Raw genomic sequence first — 17,689 nt, forward strand, 5'->3', positions numbered from 1 at the left:
CGCCTGACGCCTAATAGGCATCGGCAAAAGCTCCGGGGTGTAATTCATTTTTCCATGTGGGCTGCCTTTCACCTGCCGGCAGCTCTCTAAGAGCCAGGGATGGAAAAACTACTAAATCCTTTCACAGCCTTTTCAATATAAACGAAAGCTATAGTACTGTTTTTACCATAGCGCGGCCTGTATTGTCAAATGGTCTTTCCAATTTTTCGATTATTCCAAGCATGGCATATTCCTCGTTTGTTTTATGCTATAATGTATGTGATTTTGGAGGGATTCTATGAATGATAATAAGCGGCAATCGTTTAGAAAAGCTAAGTCGATGCTAACAAATAAAACAACTGTTAAACGTGCCAGGATTGCTTACGGCGTCGTCTGGAACCTTTTTCTTCTATTCCTGATAATCGGCATCGCCGGAGGGGTATTCGCCGCCGGTGCGGGAGCGGGATATTTCGCCTCCCTCGTCAAGGACGAACCAATTCGAAGTTTCGAGAGCATGAAAAAAGACATCTACAATTATACCGAAACGTCGGATGTGTATTTTGCCGATGATGTATACCTCGGAAAACTTCGAAGTGACCTTGATCGGGATATTGTAACGCTTTCGGATGTTTCAAAGGATTTGGTCAACGCCATTATTGCGACGGAGGACCAGTATTTTTACGAGCATGATGGTGTCGTCCCGAAAGCAATTATGAGGGCTGTTCTCCAGGAAGTAACGAATTCCGCTAATCAGACGGGCGGCAGTACGCTAACCCAGCAGCTGATTAAAAACCAGATCTTAACGAACGAAGTCTCATTTGAACGGAAGGCAAAGGAAATCCTGCTTGCCCTCCGGCTAGAACGCTTTTTTGAAAAAGAAGAAATCCTTGAAGCCTACCTGAACATGGCAACCTTTGGACGGAATGCATCAGGCCGGAACATTGCCGGGGTCCAATCGGCCGCAAAAGGGATTTTCGGCGTCGACGCGAAGGATCTGAACCTTCCCCAGTCCGCCTACATTGCCGGGCTTCCGCAAAGCCCATTCGGCTACACCCCTTTTACAAGGGATAAGCAAATTAAGAAAAACCTTGAGCCCGGGCTGAACCGTATGAAGGTTGTTCTGAAAAGGATGTATAATGGCGGGTTTATTACCGAGCAACAATACAAGGACGCCCTTGCGTATGATGTGACGAAGGATTTCGCGAAACCATCGGCAGACCCTCTGGAAAAATATCCGTGGGTAATGGTCGAGGCGGAACAGAGGGCTATTGACATCCTGGCAAAAATACTCGCCGAAAAAGCGGGCATTTCTAAAAAGGAATTAGCCGAAAATAATGAGCTTTACAATAAGTACTATATGCTTGCCCAACGAGATTTAAAGCAGAACGGCTACAGCATTCATACAACCATTGACAAAAAAATGTACGATGCGATGGAAGAAGTGAAAAACAAATACCCGAACTTCGGGCCAGATAAACCACAGGTGAAGGAAGACCCGGATACTAAAGAACAGGTAACGGTAATGGAACCAGTGGAAGTTGGCGCCATCCTGATTGAGAACAAAACCGGAAAAATCCTTAGCTTCGTCGGCGGAAGGGATTTCAAGAAACAGGAGTTGAACCACGCGACACGGGCAATCCGCCAAAACGGTTCGACGATGAAGCCTCTCCTTGGCTATGCGCCCGCATTTGAGCTCGGCAAGGCTTCACCGGGAACGATTCTCCCGGATGTCCCTTTGCGCCTTGACCCGAGTGAACCGGACAAGGTTTGGCCAAAAAACTACGGAGGCGGATACAGCGGCCTTGCGACTGCCAGGTACGCACTCGCGAAGTCGTATAATGTGCCTGCGGTCAAGCTGTACACAGACATCTTAAAACACCGTCCCGCACAATATCTTGAAAAAATGGGATTCACCACCCTGCTCAAGGACGATTTTGTAAACCCGTCGACCGTGCTCGGTTCCATGGCAAATGGAGTTACGGTTGAAGAAAATACGAATGCTTTCACCACTTTTGCCAATGGCGGAAAATTCATCGATGCTTACATGATCGAAAAAATAACCGACAAGAATGGAAAAATAGTGTACGAGCATAATACAAAGCCTGTAACGGTATTCAGCCCGCAGACTGCGTATTTGACCGTTGACATTATGCGCGATGTGTTCAAATACGGAACTGCTGCCTCAATCCCTGGAAAACTGAAATTCAAAACCGATTGGGCCGGTAAAACAGGAACTGGCGTCGAATACCATGACTCCTGGATCGTTGGCACCAACCCGAATGTGACATTCGGAATCTGGACAGGCTACGATACGCCGAAGTCGCTTCAGGCGAAAGGCAACCTGACGTACAGCCAGCGGACGAATTATCTTTGGGCGTCGCTCCTTAATGCCGCTTACGATGTACAGCCTTCGCTGATTGCGCCAAAGAGCCAATTCAAAATGCCGGGCGGGATAGTGTCAAAAACATTCTGTGCGATTTCCGGAATGCTCCCATCGGAAACTTGTATAAAAGCAGGGCTTGTGGAAACGGATTTATTTAACATAAAATACGTTCCGACCGAGGTGGATAACAGTTTCGGATCAGGAAAATATGTAAGGATTGGGGACCGCAATTACTTGGCGGACAATTCGACTCCTGGCGATTTTGCAAAATCAGGCCTGATTTTGAATCCTGATTATGCTTCAAGCCTTGCGGGTACAAATTTCAAGGACGCCGCTGCGCTCATACCAAAGCTGCAAAGGTGGTCCAATGTCATTGTTCCCAACGCCAAGCTGCCCGAAAATGGGAAAATCCCCGCATCCGTCTCCCTTACAGCTTCGGACGGCACACTCACCTGGCAGGCAGTTAATGAAAGTGATATTATCGGCTACCGGGTATACTGGGCAGGCGGAATAAAAGCAGCCAGCATCCGCGCGGGAACAGGCCTCTCCTACCCCGCTGCGCCAGGCACCTATTATGTAACCGCAGTTGATATTGCCGGAAACGAATCAGCCCCATCCAATTATGTCACCGTTGGCGGGGAATAGGAAAAGCGTAAGCGCACGTTTAGCGCCGTATGGACTGGAGGGAAGCAGCTGCCTGAGAGTACTTCCTTGCAGCTTTGCGACGAGCTGAAGATATGCTTCCGTGAATATGCTATGGCGCAGGAGCACCCTCCCACAGTAAAGGAAACACGATGAGTGTAAACGAATCGATGTTGACTTATCGTAGCGAGGGGACCGAAGTCCACTAGGCGTTGGGCGCTGTAGCTGGACAAAGAAAAGCGTAAGCGCCCTGCGCTGGAGCTAGGCAAAACTCCTGCATTAAAAAAACCGCACTGGATCTGTTCCAGTGCGGTTTTATTTTTATGGAGTAGTTTCTTTTAATCTTCCATAGTGGACAAGTCGCCGGTAGGAAGGTCCAATTCCCATGCCTTCAGGACACGGCGCATGATTTTACCGCTCCGTGTTTTCGGAAGCTTGTCACGGAAATCGATTTCCCTTGGTGCCGCATGGGCAGCCAGCCCTTTTTTGACAAACTGCCTGATTTCTTCCTTCAGTTCATCCGTTGGGTTATAACCATCCCTTAAAGCAATAAAGGCCTTGATGATTTCTCCGCGTACAGGGTCCGGCTTTCCGATAACGCCCGCTTCCGCAACGGCAGGGTGCTCAACAAGCTTGCTTTCCACCTCGAATGGGCCTACCCTTTCACCGGAAGTCATGATGACATCATCAATCCTGCCCTGGAACCAGAAGTATCCGTCCTCATCCATGTAAGCAGAGTCACCGCTTACATACCAGCCATTTGGCATGAAATAGGACTCATACTTTTCAGGATTGTTCCAGATTTTGTGCATCATTGACGGCCAGCCTTTTTTGATGGCAAGGTTCCCCATTCGGTATGGAGGAAGAACTTCTCCCCTGTCATCCACAATCGCCGCTTCAATTCCAGGGAAAGGCTTGCCCATTGAACCTGGTTTGATTGGCATGCAAGCGAAATTGGAAATCAATTGCGCCCCTGTTTCCGTCATCCACCAGTTATCATGGATCCGCTTATTGAATACCTTCATCCCCCATTTGACAACTTCGGGGTTCAGAGGTTCACCGACACTCAGGACATGGCGAAGGCTGCTCAAGTCGTATTTTTTCACAAGCTCATCACCGGCTCCCATCAGCATCCGGAACGCAGTCGGCGCGCTGTACCACACCGTGACACCGAACTCCTCGATCATGCTGTACCAAGTATCAGGAGAGAATCTGCCCCCAACGATTAGGTTGGATACTCCCGAGAGCCATGGCCCGAAAATGCCGTAGGAAGTCCCTGTTACCCAACCTGGGTCGGCGGTGCACCAAAAAAGATCTTCCTCTTTCAAATCAAGGACCCATTTGGCTGTTTGGTAATGCTGAATCATCGCATTATGAACATGCAGGACGCCTTTTGGCTTCCCAGTCGAACCAGATGTGTAATGGAGGATAAGGCCGTCCTGCCTGTCGACCCATTCTATTTTCAGTTTTTTGTCAGCCTCTGCGAACCTCTTTTTAAAATCAATAATATTTCCTGTTTCTTCTACACTGTCGCCGACAAGGAATATGTATTTTAAATCTGGCAGGTCGGTCGGAACCCTTTCAAGTAATTCAGGCGTCGTGACGATTACCTTTGCCCCGCTATCCTGCAGGCGGTCCCTTACTGCGCCTTCCATGAAGGCTTCAAACAGCGGCCCGACAATAGCGCCTAGCTTAATGGCGCCAAGTACGGCAAAATAAAGTTCCGGCGAGCGTGGCATGAAGATAAATACTCTGTCTCCCTTTTCAACATCCCCGTAACTTTTGAGCACGTTTGCCGCTTTGTTGGACAAGTCTTTCATTTCCTTGAAGGTGTACTTTTCATTTCGCTTCTGGTCCCTATAATACAGCGCTACTTTATTTCTGCGGAAGGTTTCGGCATGACGGTCGATCGCTTCATACGCCAGGTTGACGAGGCCTGTCGTATGCCAGGAAAACTCCTTTTCTACTTCCTTCCACTCAAAGCTACTATATGTTTCGGGATAGTTTTTTAGATTGTAATCACCTTCGATGACTGGCAATACTTCCATTTTCACGTTTTGTCTCCCCCTTATCTTAAAGTTTATATTATTATAGTATAAACATTGCCTATTCACAATTTTTAAAATATTCTTTGCGGCAACGACTTTGCTGAAAATTTTGTGAAATTACCTCATTCCATTCTATTTTATGTATAATAGAAGTAATAATGAAAGCACTTTCAGGTGGTGACCCAGTGGAACATAAAAAAACGTATAACGCAAAGGAGCTAAAAACTCCAAACGGAAATCTCATTATTGAAGGGCCCATTTCGCCGGAGAAACTGGCCGGTTATGAATTCCACGAGGATTTAACGGCTTTCCGCCAGCCCCGGCAGCAGCACGAGGCTTTAATTGAGATTGCTTCACTGCCGGAAGGCCGTATCATTATTGCGCGGCGGCTCCATATGATTGTAGGGTATGTAACCTATTTGTATCCGGACCCCCTTGAACGCTGGTCGGAAGGAAATATGGAAGAACTAATTGAGCTTGGCGCAATTGAAGTCATCCCCGAATTCAGGGCATTTTCAGTCGGGAAAAACCTATTAAGAGTTTCAATGATGGATGACGCGATGGAAGATTATATCACTATAACAACCGAATACTACTGGCACTGGGACTTGAAAGGAACAGGCCTAAACGTTTGGGAATATAGAAAAGTGATGGAAAAGATGATGAACGCCGGCGGCCTTGAATGGTATGCGACCGACGACCCAGAAATCTGCTCACATCCGGCAAATTGCCTAATGGCCCGCATCGGTAAGCGGGTTACGAGCGAATCAATTCAGAAGTTTGATCGGCTCCGGTTTATGAACCGATTCATGTATTGAGGGGGATCAAATCATGATTGTCGAGGAAATCATGAAAACGAATGTCGCAACACTAAAGCCTACGGATACGATTGAAGATGCCGTCCGTCTAATGGAATCGAAAAGGATCCGCCACATACCCATCATCAATAATGGCAGAAAGGTGATTGGGCTTGTCACCGACAGGGATATCAAAGAAGCCACCCCGTCCATTTTCCGCAAAGAGGAACATTTGGAAGACCTCCAAAAACCATTGGAAGCCATTATGAAAAAAAATGTCATTACCGGACATCCGCTTGATTTTGTTGAAGAAACGGCCGCATTGTTCTATGAACAAAAAATTAGCTGCCTCCCGGTCGTCCAGGATGGCAGGCTGGTCGGAATCGTAACCGAAACGGATCTCCTCTATACGCTTGTCGAATTGACTGGAGCCCATCAGCCCGGTTCCCAAATTGAAATAAAAGTTCCGAATAGGACCGGCACCCTTTATGAAATCGCTCAAGTCATCCGGAACCGAAAGGCAAACATTCAGAGCATCCTCGTTTATCCCGACAAAAAGGACGATGGCTACAAAATCCTTGTCATCAGGGTACAGACGATGAACCCGGTTGGCTTAATCCATGACTTGAAAGCTGAGGGCCATCATGTGCTGTGGCCAAATATACCAGGTATGCCCATATGAGTGATTCCTGCGCATTTGTTTATTCAGATGAACTGCTGAAATACAACTTCGGCAGCCATCATCCTTTTAACCAGTTCCGGATTAAACTTACCATCGACCTTTTAAAAGAAGCAGGGGTCCTCGATGGCTCGGAGATTGTTCCTCCAAGGGCTGCGACGGATGAAGAATTATGCCTGATCCACGATCCCTCCTACGTCCAGGCGGTAAAACAAGCGGGAAAAGGGCAGCTTCGCAGTGAGGTTGCCGACAATTACGGGCTCGGAACCGAAGACACTCCCATTTTCGAAGGGATGCATGTAGCAAGCTCCTTCCTTGTAGGCGGCACCCTAACCGCGGTAGACCTTGTGATGTCGGGAAAATATATGCATGCCCTCCATCTTGGCGGGGGGTTGCACCATGGCTTTAGAGGAAAGGCTTCGGGATTTTGTATTTACAACGACAGTTCCGTTGCCATTAAATATTTGCAGGAAAAATACAAGGCAAGGGTACTTTACGTTGATACTGACGCACATCATGGTGATGGTGTCCAATGGTCTTTTTATGATGACCCAGAGGTGTGCACGCTATCGATACATGAAACGGGCAGGTACCTCTTTCCTGGCACCGGGAATATAAACGAAAGGGGACAGGGGAAAGGGTACGGCTACTCGTTTAATATCCCCCTTGATGCGTTCACCGAGGATGAATCCTGGCTAAATGCTTACTCAGCTGCTATCACGGAAGTCGCGGACTTTTTCAAACCGGACGTTATCCTTACACAAAACGGAGCGGACGCCCATTATTATGACCCGCTTACCCATTTATATGGAACGATGAATATTTACCGCGAAATACCAAGGCTTGCCCATGAAATTGCCCACAAATATTGCGATGGGCGCTGGATTGCCGTCGGAGGCGGGGGATACGATATTTGGAGGGTCGTTCCCCGTGCCTGGGCCCTTATTTGGATGGAGATGACAGGTAAAGGGAACAGGAGCGGAAAACTTCCAGAGAAATGGCTGGATCGTTGGCAACAAAAGGCGCCGGTTGAGCTTCCTGTTACATGGGAGGATCAAGACGGTATGTACAAGCCCATTCCCCGGAAAGCGGAAATCACCGAGAAAAACCAGCTTACACTCGAAAAGGCTCTTTATCCCATCCGTTCAAATCCAGCTCCTTTACCTTAACGTATTGACCACGCCTATGCGGTTTTCTTGGCATTTTAACACGGATGTACACCTCCGTGTTTTCTAACATTTGAATATTGCTAAAGGCCCGGACATTTTATGCCCGGGCCTTTCTATCGAATCATTAATTTGTTGATTTCCTATAGTCAATTCTATGAGGAAGTACAACGGTATGTTCTTCTACCGTTTCCTTGTTCATATACTTTGTCAGGAGCCTCATGGCAACCGCGCCAATATCATACAATGGCTGTACAATCGTCGTCAATTGCGGCCTAACCATCATCGAGAGCCTTGTATTATCCGAAGTAATGACTTCATAGTCCTCCGGGACGGAGTATCCCATATCCAGTCCTCCATGGACAACGCCAAGAGCCATTTCGTCCGAACCGACCAGGATGGCGGTAGGGCGTTTCTCCGCGCCCATCAGCTTTTGAATTGCCTCGATTCCCGAATCGTATGTATAATCGCCCTCAACGACATAATCCTCATTGAAGATGAGGCCAGCCTCTTCAAGCGCGCGCTGGTAACCCCTTAGCTTCTTCACGCTGTTTTTCGGTTCATGAAGCGGGCCGATCACAAAAGCAATTTCCTTATGGCCCCTGTCAACAAAATCCTTTACACTATCAAATACAGCTTGTTCATAATCAATGTTGACGGATGGGATTTCCTCTGACTGTTCAATTGAGCCCGCTAGGACAATCGGAACAGGAGACTTTTTAAACTCTTCAACATGGTCTGGGGTGATGTTCCCGCTCATGAAAACAAGGCCGTCCACTTGCTTGCCGAGCATGGTGTTTAAAAGGTGCAGTTCCTTATCCTTGTTTTGATCGGAGTTGCTCAGGATAATGTTGTATTTATACATTGTTGCAATATCCTCAATTCCACGGGCCAGCTCGGCAAAGAAAATGTTCGAGATGTCAGGGATAATAACCCCTACGGTTGTCGTCCTCTTACTGGCTAGTCCTCTTGCGACCGCATTCGGGCGATATCCGAGCCTGTCGATTACTTCCATTACCTTTTTTCTTGTTGCGGGCTTAACATTTGGGTTGCCATTCACAACCCTTGAAACCGTCGCCATTGAAACGTTCGCTTCCCTGGCAACATCATAAATAGTGATATTCATTTTTCATTACACTCCTTAAAGCAAGCCATATAGTTTATTTTATATCAAAATGGACGTTGCTAATCATTCAGTTTGTGAGCAAATATACATATTAATTGATATTAATAATACGACAAGCGGCAAATTGGTGCAATCCGAAAGGCATGCCGTATAAAATATTAATGCCCTTTTCTGCAATAGTAAAAACAAATGCCTTCTGCCAAAGGACAGAAGGCAATGTTTATATTACGAACGAACTAAATTTGTTGCCATTATTTCGTTCAAGAAATTGTCGAACTGGTCAAGGTTCATTTGCTGTGCTGAATCAGACAACGCAACGGCCGGGTCTGGATGGACTTCCGCCATTACACCGTCAGCTCCAATTGCAAGAGCGGCCTTGGCCGCAGGGATGAGGAGATCTCTTCTGCCTGTCGAGTGGGTGACATCAACCATAACAGGAAGATGTGTTTCCTGCTTAAGGATAGGAACAGCTGTGATATCAAGCGTATTCCTTGTCGCTTTTTCATATGTCCTGATACCGCGTTCACAAAGGATAATGTTTCCATTGCCCTGGGACATGATGTATTCGGCTGCGTTGATGAACTCTTCAATGGTTGCCGCGATTCCGCGCTTAAGCAGGATAGGCTTGGTGGCAGCGCCTGCAGCCTTAAGCAATTCAAAGTTCTGCATATTCCGCGCGCCAATCTGGATAACATCCAAATACTCCTCAGCCATTTCAATGTCGGAAGGATTAACAATTTCACTTATGACAGCCATATTGTATTCCTTGGCGACCCTCTTCAATATCTTAAGGCCTTCAACTCCAAGCCCTTGGAAATCATACGGGGAAGTCCTCGGTTTGAAAGCCCCCCCACGGAGAAGCCTCAAGCCTTTTTTCTGCATATGGGCGGCTACCTCGGCCACTTGTTCATATGATTCAACTGCACATGGCCCAAATACAAAGTGCGGTGAACCATCACCAATCTTTTCACCATTGATTTCAATAATCGTATTTTCCGGATGCTTTTTCCTCGAGACGAGTAGCGCCTTCCGGTGATCATCCTCCTGCAATTCCAGGCTTGCCTTAAAAATTTGCTTAAAAATATGTTCAATCGTCGAATTTTCGAAAGGGCCGTCATTTTTTTGTTTGATGACGTCTAGCATTTTCCGTTCGCGCACCGGGTCAAAGCGGTAAACTCCCTGATTTTCCTTTACCCGTCCGATTTCCTGCGCCAGCCTACCCCGCTCATTAATAATTTCCAAAAGATCCATATTCAGTTCATCAATGCGTGCTCTTAACTTGTCCAATTCGTTCATGCTGATTCCATCCTTTCCGTGCCTGGCTCCTCAACCTGGCATCTGACAATCTAATGTTGTTTTTATTTAATAAATGGCCGGCTAAAAGCCCTGCCGTAGTACAAACTTTTGTAATAGGATTTATTATACTTCATTGTTTTCTCTTTGTCACCTTAATTTCTTTATTAATTAAACGCTTTTAAGCACTAAAGTTTAATTGATTATTCCAAATTCTCGTAAAGATAAGAAAAAAAGGCATCATGGATGCCTTTTGCTATGCATTTGCATTTGAAGCTTCAGCGAGGGATCGCTTTGTAATCTTCCAATGGGAAGCATTCCAAACAGGCTTTCCCTCCTGAAAAAGAATAACCTGTGGCGATTCATGCTTGATGCCGTACGTTTCTGCAATATAATTTGAAAGCGGCCGTGATTCCTGGACAATCAGCATCCAGACCGGCATGTCGTCCTGTCCTGCAAAATCCCCGTATTCCTCAAATGCCGCGTGTGAAATCGGGCAAGTGCTGCTATGCTTCATTACCATAACCTTTGGTTCTTTTTGTAAGATTTCCTCAAGCTGTTCAATCGATTCAAGCGTGTTAATCATTGGCCTGTTTCCCTCACTTTATTCTTTTTCTACTATCTAAACGATAGAAACGGTGAAGCAATCGTATCACTTCACCGCCTCTAAGGGCAAATAATTGGTTTGTAAAATTAGCTGTACTTTGTTTCCTCTTCATCCAACGCTTCTTTAACCTCTTCCAGCTTCTCCCTTACTTCCGCATCATCTGAAAGGGTCAGGTCCTCGAATGGTTTATTGGACGTTTCCAAAGGAATGTACTCCGTTTCATTTTCTTCCTGCCCCGCTTCCTGCTGGCCATCCCCATTGCCTTTAACCTTGTCCATCAGGTTTGCCGACTGCTGGCTGACTGCCTGCGTCAAAGCAGATGTTTTTTCCTTGGTCATGCTCGTAATTTCATTTGTCTTTTCCACAACCGAGTCCCTCATCTGGGCTGTTCTTTCTTTAAGGGCTACTGCCTGGCCAGAAACTGTTTCACGCAGTTCCCTTCCGGATTTGGGAGCTAGGAATAATGCCGCGGCAGCACCAATAAGCCCGCCAATCACAGCACCTGTCAGAAAATCCTTCGAAGTAACATTCCTGTCATCAAAATCCCGATATTCATTGTCTCTTCCTGCCATTGAAACTGCCTCCTTATTATATATTCCCCCGTTGTGATCGGGGCTCTCCCGGCTCGCTTTTTAAAGCCGAAGCGGCTGCTGCTTGTTTTCTAGCATTCCATTTTTCCTTCAATTCAAGCAAGACATTGCTCCATTGGACAATTTGGGAGATTTTTTCCTTGTTTTGATCGATTTGCCTGTCTACCGATCCGACAATTGTCTGAACGGATTGGTTGAATTTATTGACGGATATTCCGACACCTTTAACAGCGTCGACAACAGTGTTCAAGCTCTCGGATTTCCTGTGTATATCATCCGCAAGAGCATTGGTTTTATGCAATAGCACTGCTGTTTCCTTCGTGACCCCGTCAAGCTGGCTCTCAAGGCCTACAAGAGTCTTAGAGACACTCTCCAAGGTGCCCTGCAGCGATTTTAGTGTCTTCGCCAAATAAATGACAAGGACCAAAAATGCAATGGCGATTAGCGCCACACTTAAGTAAAGGATGATTTCCATAAACACTGCACCTCCGTTAATCTTCACTTACTTTTACCCATACGCCATTCCAATAAACAAGGGTATTAATATTATTTCCATAAAACTATTTTTTTTCCTTCCCCTTTTTAAAATGTTATTTGAATGAAGCTAATTGGTCAACTTTACCGCCTCTTTCGGTTAGACTAATGAGTGAAGTGTATTTTGCAAATATTGGAGGCTGAAACATGAAAGATCCACGGATTGAAAAACTGGCCAGAAATCTCATCAATTACTCTGTCCAGCTTCAAAAGGGTGAGAAAGTGCTCGTTGAAAATTTTGGGCTGCAGCGTGAGCTTGTAATCGCCCTTGTCAAGGAAGCGTATGCGGCGGGAGGTTACCCGTTCGTATCGCTGAAGGACCACCAGGTAGACCGTGCTCTCCTTATGGACGCTCAAAAGGAGAATTTTTCAATGATGGCTGATTTTGAAGCGGCTGTCATGAAGGAAATGGACGCTTACATAGGGCTCAGGTCGGGAGATAACATTAGTGAACATGCGGATGTCCCTGATGAAAAAATGAAAATCCATGGAAGCACAATTGGGAAAAAAGTCCACAGGGATATAAGGGTACCAAAAACAAAATGGGTTGTCCTCCGCTATCCTACTTCCTCGATGGCACAGCTTGCAAAAATGAGCACCGAAGCATTTGAAGACTTTTACTTTAACGTCTGCAATTTGGATTACAGCAAAATGGCTGAAGCGATGGACAGCCTAGTTGAATTGATGGATAGGACGGATAAGGTGCGCATTACTGGGCCAGGGACGGATTTGACTTTCTCCATCAAGGATATACCCGCAATCAAGTGCGCCGGCCGCATGAATATTCCGGATGGCGAGGTGTATACCGCTCCTGTTCGTGACTCTGTAAATGGAACAATTACGTACAATACACCTTCGCCATACCAAGGATTCACCTTTGAAAATGTCAAATTGACTTTTAAAGACGGAAAAATCGTCGAAGCCGAGTCAAATGACACCGAGCGCATTAACAAAATTTTTGATACGGACGAAGGAGCCCGCTATGTAGGGGAATTCGCGATTGGAGTGAACCCGTATATCCAAACGCCGATGCAGGATATCCTGTTCGATGAAAAAATTGACGGCAGCTTCCATTTTACTCCCGGCCAATGCTACGATGACGCATATAACGGAAACCATTCGAACATCCACTGGGATATGGTCAACATTCAGAGACCTGAATACGGCGGCGGTGAAATGTATTTTGATGATGTGTTAATCAGGAAGGATGGCCGCTTCGTTCTTCCTGAGCTTGAAAAGCTAAACCCAGAGAACCTGAAATAGCTTGTCGTTCAACTTTGAAAAGAGTAACCCCCGATTCTGTGGTTTTCGGGACTCATAACGCACCTAAAACCAAATCTGGGTCCCGATTCTGGGATTTCCTGGTACTATCTCGCTATTAAAATCAAACCTGGGTCGACTTGGGCATTTGTTATAAGAAAAGGATGCAGGCACGCCTGCATCCTCTTTTTTGCATATTCTATTAATAAGATTCAGCTTCTAGGCTGTATAAGCTTTTTCATAGGCTTCCTGGAATTTTTGGATATCCCCGGCTCCCATGAAAATGATGACACTGCCTTCATGCTCTCGGAGAATATTCGTGCCTTCCTCTGACAGAATTTCCGCGCCGCCAATCTTTTCCTCGAGATCTTTAATTGAAAGTTTGCCCTGTTTTTCCCTTGCGGATCCGAATATGTCACATAGGTACACTTTATCCGCTTTGCTGAGGCTGTCAGCGAACTCCTGAAGGAAAGTTTGGGTCCTAGTGAAGGTGTGGGGCTGGAATACCGCTACAATTTCCCTATCGGGATATTTTTGCCTTGCAGCATCGAGCGTAGCCCGAATTTCCGTTGGATGGTGGGCATAATCGTCAATAACGGTTTGGCTGCCCAACTGCTTTTCAGAAAACCTTCTTTTTACGCCTTCAAATGTTTTCAACTGATCTTTTACCAAATTCACGTCGATTCCTTCATAATGGCAAAGTGCAATGACGGACAAGGAATTCAGGATATTATGGTCCCCATACGCAGGTATGGAGAACGTATCAAAGAATGTGTTGCGGACAAAAACGTCAAAGGTTGTCCCCTCAGGGCTTTTGATGACATTCCGCGCCTGGAAGTCGTTATCTTCGCCAAATCCATAGAATAATACTGGCACTTGCGCCTGAATTTTTTGAAGCTGTTCGTCATCCCCGCATGCAATAATTCCTCTTTTAACTTGCAGGGCCATCTCCTGGAATGCCGAAAAAACATCCTCGATATTGGCAAAATAATCGGGATGGTCAAAGTCTATGTTTGTCATGATGGCATAGTCAGGGAAATAGGACAGGAAGTGCCGCCTGTATTCACAGGCTTCAAATACGAAATAATGTGCATCGAGCTCTCCCTTGCCTGTCCCGTCCCCAATCAGGTAGGACGTAGGCTTTGCCCCTTTCATTACATGGGCAAGCAGCCCGGTTGTCGATGTCTTTCCATGCGCGCCGGTAATGCCGACACTCACAAATTTTTGCATGAATTCACCGAGAAAACGGTGGTACCTAATTACCTCAAGGCCAAGCCTTATTGCTTCCTGTATTTCCTCGTGGGTGTCAGGGAACGCGTTCCCCGCTATGACAACCATTCCGGGCTGGATATTTTCTTTTTGAAACGGAAGGATCTTTATTCCAGATTGCTCAAGAGCCTGTTGGGTAAAAAACCGCTTTTCCACATCGGAGCCTTGCACCTCATACTGCATGTCGTGAAGAATTTGTGCAAGTGCACTCATTCCGGACCCCTTGATACCTACTAAATGGTAAATAGTCATATAAAGAACCTCCAACAAACGTCTTTCTGTACAACAGTATATGACACGCAATGGCATTTGCTAATTGGAAAGATGTGCCACACTTTTCGCCAGGTTTAATATTATTGAATTATAGCATGTTTGAAGCCCAAACACTAAATTCCATTATTTTCAGTATTCTCCCTTATACCCGCGCCATACATCTCAATAATGGACAGGGCCTGCTTCTTGCATTGATTCCAAATCGGCCTCAGTAATGAGTACGTCCCGGGGCTTGCTCCCTCGGGCTCCCGAAATGAATCCTGCCTCCTCCATCATATCAATCAGCCTTGCCGCGCGGTTATAGCCTACCTTGAAGCGCCTTTGAAGGCTTGATGTCGAGGCGCCGCCTTGCTCGACGACAAACTCGCACGCTTCATAGAAAAGCTCATCTTCTTCCTCGGTAACCTGTGCTTTTTTAAGCAATTCTTCCTGTTCAAACAAATACTCGGGGCTCCTTTGTTCCCTTGCGAAGGAAACTACCTTATCAATTTCGGAGTCGGAAACAAATGTCCCTTGGAGCCTGACCGGTTTTGAAGAACCATTTTCCAAAAACAGCATATCCCCTCGCCCAAGCAGGCGCTCGGCACCGCCGATATCGATAATGGTACGAGAATCGATTTGCGAAGAGACCGAGAAAGCAATCCGGGTCGGAACATTCGCCTTGATTAAGCCGGTAATAACATCAACCGATGGGCGCTGGGTCGCAATAATAAGATGGATGCCGCATGCCCTTGCCTTCTGGGCTATCCGGCAAATAGCCTCCTCGACATCCGCGGGAGACATCATCATCAAATCGGCAAGCTCATCGATAATGATGACGATAAACGGCAGTTTTTCTGAATACCGCTTCGTTTCCAGCGCGAGTTCGTTGAAACGGTTAATATCACGGACACCGGCATGGGCAAATAGTTCATAGCGCCTCTCCATCTCTTCGACCGCCCACTTCAGGGAGGCGGTAGCAGCCTTGACGTCCGTAATGACCGGACTGACCAGATGTGGAATCCGGTTATATGGCGCGAGTTCAACCATTTTTGGGTCGATGAGCAAAAGCTTCAGGTCATCCGGGCTAGCCTTGTAAAGTAAGCTGACAAGGATAGAGTTGATGCAAACACTCTTGCCGGATCCGGTCGCTCCGGCGATAAGGCCATGAGGCATTTTCTTTAAATCTGTGACAATCGGTTTTCCGGAAATATCAAGGCCAAGAACAGCGGTCAGCGGGGAGGCGTTCTCCCTGAACACGTGGCTTTCGATAATTTCACTAATTAGGACAGGGCGGGACGTTGGGTTTGGAACCTCAATTCCAATCGTGTGCTTCCCTGGGATTGGAGCCTCAATCCGTATATCCCTTGCTGCCAGGCTCAATTTAATATCGTCCGCGAGATTTGTTACCTTGTTCACCTTTACCCCAGGTTCTGGATGAACTTCAAAACGCGTGACCGATGGGCCCTGGGTCACATTGACAACCTTCGCGCCGACGTTGAAATTGAACAACGTTTCATCAAGCATTTTTCTCCTCGCTTCAAGCCACCCGGGATCCCCTTCAACCTTCACTGGTGGGTTAAGGAGCTCTAAGCCGGGAAAAGTGTATCCGTGGCCGGGACCGGAATCATCCTTTTCTCGTTCAGAATGAGCATGGCTCTTATCTGAACGGGAAATGGAATGGACATCCTGATTTTTCTTTCGCCTGTTTTCCTCAAGCTTCCTTTTATCCTGTTTAAGCATTAAGACGTTAAACGGCAAATGAGACCGCCCGGCCGTCGAATTTTTTTCACTGGCAGGTTTCGTATCAGGAGCCTCCGTTTTGGTGGCGCTTAGAATAGCCGCCGGCTCGGAATTCCCTTCTACCTTTTCCCCAGCTGATGGTTTGAAAATCACATCAGTTTTATCCTCATTTGCTGGTTCGGAAATCACTCCTGTTTTATCCCATTCTGCCGGTCCGGAAATCACGTCTGATTTAATTTCAGCAGGTGGGGGAATCATTTCTTCACCAGCCTCGGCTACCTGAGTAGGAAGACATCCACTGTTGGTAGTCGAATTAGGTAAGCCTTCAACGTTGTCGGCAGGAATGGCTTGAATTGGCTCATTCAGGGGCTTGTTTTCGCCATTCAATTCAACCTGTCCTTCCTTTAGCAATATATGAAGGACTTCTTTTTCCATTAAAAGCTGTTCATTTTCGGACAAGGGACCCCGTTCATTTTTATCAAAGGAAGGTTTGCCATCATCCTGATGTTGAGCCTGTTCATGTTTTAGAAAGGCATATTGTTCAATTTCCTCCGGTATTTTCGGCGCTCCTACGATAGGCTCCGTAATTTCTTTAGCAGTTGACGGTTCACAATGTATGTATGCGCCATTTTCTTCTAAAGAACGTTGCGGAACGTGTGCATCATGCGGAAGCACCCGTTCGTTTTGCCAGTCCATGGGCTGGGCTGCGTCGGACAGAGTTTCCTTTTTGTTGGGGGGATTATCCGACATATCTTCTTCGATGGCGAGGAAACCGCTCAGTTCGTATTCCACTTTTTCCTTCTTGGCGGGTTTTGAATAGCCATAAATAGGAGAAGGAACTTCGGTGGGGGTAAAAGGCCTCACCTTTTTTTGCGGTTTTTCCTGTTTTTTTACCGGTTGTTCCCTCTGCGGGTTGACCTTTGTATTCTTTGCCTTTTCCTGGAGAGGGGGTTTCCTCTCCACTGGCCTTTTATCATCCGGAATTAGGGGAAACCGAAAGTTGCCCTTTGGATAATCATAGATGATTTTTGGTTCAATTTCTTTATTTATAAGATTTCGCACCGGTGCTTGAGCCTGGACTTCCACCTCTTCCACGGCAGGCTCACCGGGATTGTTCAACAGCCTTCTATATAAGTTTTTAATAAATCTCAAATCCATCACTCTTTCCCGAAAAAACTTCTTCACTCTATTTTATCAGGATTTCGCAAAACTTCGACAGGATTCAGCGATTTTTAGCGAAAAAGAGAATGATTGGGCAAATGGTCGCGCTTTAGGGAAAACATTGCAAATTCCTTTAAAAGAAAGATAGGATGAAAGACCC

At 46.4% G+C, this 17,689-nt stretch carries 13 protein-coding genes and 1 other annotated feature (1 of these 14 cut by a window edge); of the genes, 5 read left to right on the plus strand and 8 right to left on the minus strand.

Annotated elements, in window-relative coordinates; genetic code table 11:
* Window positions 1-134, minus strand: a binding site (T-box leader) (it extends 80 nt beyond the left edge of the window).
* Window positions 135-277: 143 nt separating this feature from the next.
* The gene (locus RB160_RS13660) at window positions 278-3,007 is read left to right on the plus strand and encodes a transglycosylase domain-containing protein (RefSeq protein WP_316570985.1); all 2,730 of its coding nucleotides are present in this window, start codon (window positions 278-280) and stop codon (window positions 3,005-3,007) included.
* 335 nt (window positions 3,008-3,342) lie between these two features.
* Here the strand turns inward: RB160_RS13660 and acsA are convergent, their stop codons facing one another.
* The gene (gene acsA, locus RB160_RS13665; protein ID WP_316570986.1) at window positions 3,343-5,058 is read right to left on the minus strand and encodes an acetate--CoA ligase; all 1,716 of its coding nucleotides are present in this window, start codon (window positions 5,056-5,058) and stop codon (window positions 3,343-3,345) included.
* Window positions 5,059-5,237: 179 nt separating this feature from the next.
* Between acsA and RB160_RS13670 the strand changes: the two genes are divergently transcribed.
* From RB160_RS13670 to RB160_RS13680, 3 genes are read left to right on the plus strand one after another with little or no spacing between them, the layout of a single operon-like run.
* A complete protein-coding gene (locus RB160_RS13670; protein WP_316570987.1) occupies window positions 5,238-5,870 on the plus strand; it encodes an N-acetyltransferase in 633 nt (210 codons plus the stop codon).
* A gap of 13 nt (window positions 5,871-5,883) precedes the next feature.
* Window positions 5,884-6,531 carry an acetoin utilization AcuB family protein gene (locus tag RB160_RS13675; protein ID WP_316570988.1) on the plus strand — a complete coding sequence of 216 codons (648 nt, stop codon included), beginning with the start codon at window positions 5,884-5,886 and terminating at the stop codon, window positions 6,529-6,531.
* Window positions 6,528-7,697 carry an acetoin utilization protein AcuC gene (locus tag RB160_RS13680; RefSeq protein ID WP_316570989.1) on the plus strand — a complete coding sequence of 390 codons (1,170 nt, stop codon included), beginning with the start codon at window positions 6,528-6,530 and terminating at the stop codon, window positions 7,695-7,697. The genes RB160_RS13675 and RB160_RS13680 overlap by 4 nt, the downstream gene beginning before the upstream one ends.
* A gap of 124 nt (window positions 7,698-7,821) precedes the next feature.
* On the opposite strand, the gene ccpA is transcribed toward RB160_RS13680, so the two are convergent.
* The 5 genes from ccpA to RB160_RS13705 all read right to left on the minus strand — a co-directional run bounded on the left by ccpA (window position 7,822) and on the right by RB160_RS13705 (window position 11,785).
* On the minus strand, window positions 7,822-8,820 hold the full coding sequence (gene ccpA / locus RB160_RS13685; protein WP_316570990.1) for a catabolite control protein A: 999 nt from the start codon (window positions 8,818-8,820) through the stop codon (window positions 7,822-7,824).
* A 225-nt stretch (window positions 8,821-9,045) separates the two neighbouring features.
* Window positions 9,046-10,122, minus strand: a complete 1,077-nt coding sequence (locus tag RB160_RS13690) for a bifunctional 3-deoxy-7-phosphoheptulonate synthase/chorismate mutase (protein ID WP_316571071.1) — start codon at window positions 10,120-10,122, stop codon at window positions 9,046-9,048.
* Window positions 10,123-10,369: 247 nt separating this feature from the next.
* Window positions 10,370-10,699 (minus strand): bacillithiol system redox-active protein YtxJ, encoded by a 330-nt coding sequence (ytxJ, locus tag RB160_RS13695; protein WP_316570991.1) that lies wholly within the window; start codon window positions 10,697-10,699, stop codon window positions 10,370-10,372.
* 107 nt (window positions 10,700-10,806) lie between these two features.
* Entirely contained in the window at window positions 10,807-11,292 is a 486-nt protein-coding gene (locus RB160_RS13700) for a YtxH domain-containing protein (protein ID WP_316570992.1), read from the minus strand.
* 16 nt (window positions 11,293-11,308) lie between these two features.
* Window positions 11,309-11,785: a DUF948 domain-containing protein gene (locus RB160_RS13705; protein WP_316570993.1), complete on the minus strand. Its 477-nt coding sequence runs from the start codon at window positions 11,783-11,785 to the stop codon at window positions 11,309-11,311.
* A 206-nt stretch (window positions 11,786-11,991) separates the two neighbouring features.
* Here RB160_RS13705 and RB160_RS13710 point away from each other — a divergent pair, with 206 nt between their 5' ends.
* On the plus strand, window positions 11,992-13,107 hold the full coding sequence (locus RB160_RS13710; protein WP_316570994.1) for an aminopeptidase: 1,116 nt from the start codon (window positions 11,992-11,994) through the stop codon (window positions 13,105-13,107).
* Between the two features lie 216 nt (window positions 13,108-13,323).
* On the opposite strand, the gene murC is transcribed toward RB160_RS13710, so the two are convergent.
* Both murC and RB160_RS13720 read right to left on the minus strand, forming a co-directional pair.
* The gene (murC, locus tag RB160_RS13715; RefSeq protein WP_316570995.1) at window positions 13,324-14,625 is read right to left on the minus strand and encodes a UDP-N-acetylmuramate--L-alanine ligase; all 1,302 of its coding nucleotides are present in this window, start codon (window positions 14,623-14,625) and stop codon (window positions 13,324-13,326) included.
* Between the two features lie 183 nt (window positions 14,626-14,808).
* Complete coding sequence (locus RB160_RS13720; RefSeq protein ID WP_316570996.1) at window positions 14,809-17,520, minus strand: DNA translocase FtsK; 2,712 nt, start codon at window positions 17,518-17,520, stop codon at window positions 14,809-14,811.
* Window positions 17,521-17,689: the final 169 nt, after the last annotated feature.

Origin of the sequence: Neobacillus sp. YIM B06451 (assembly GCF_032667185.1) — a bacterium.
In the GTDB taxonomy this organism is placed as follows: Bacteria; Bacillota; Bacilli; order Bacillales; family Cytobacillaceae; genus Bacillus_D.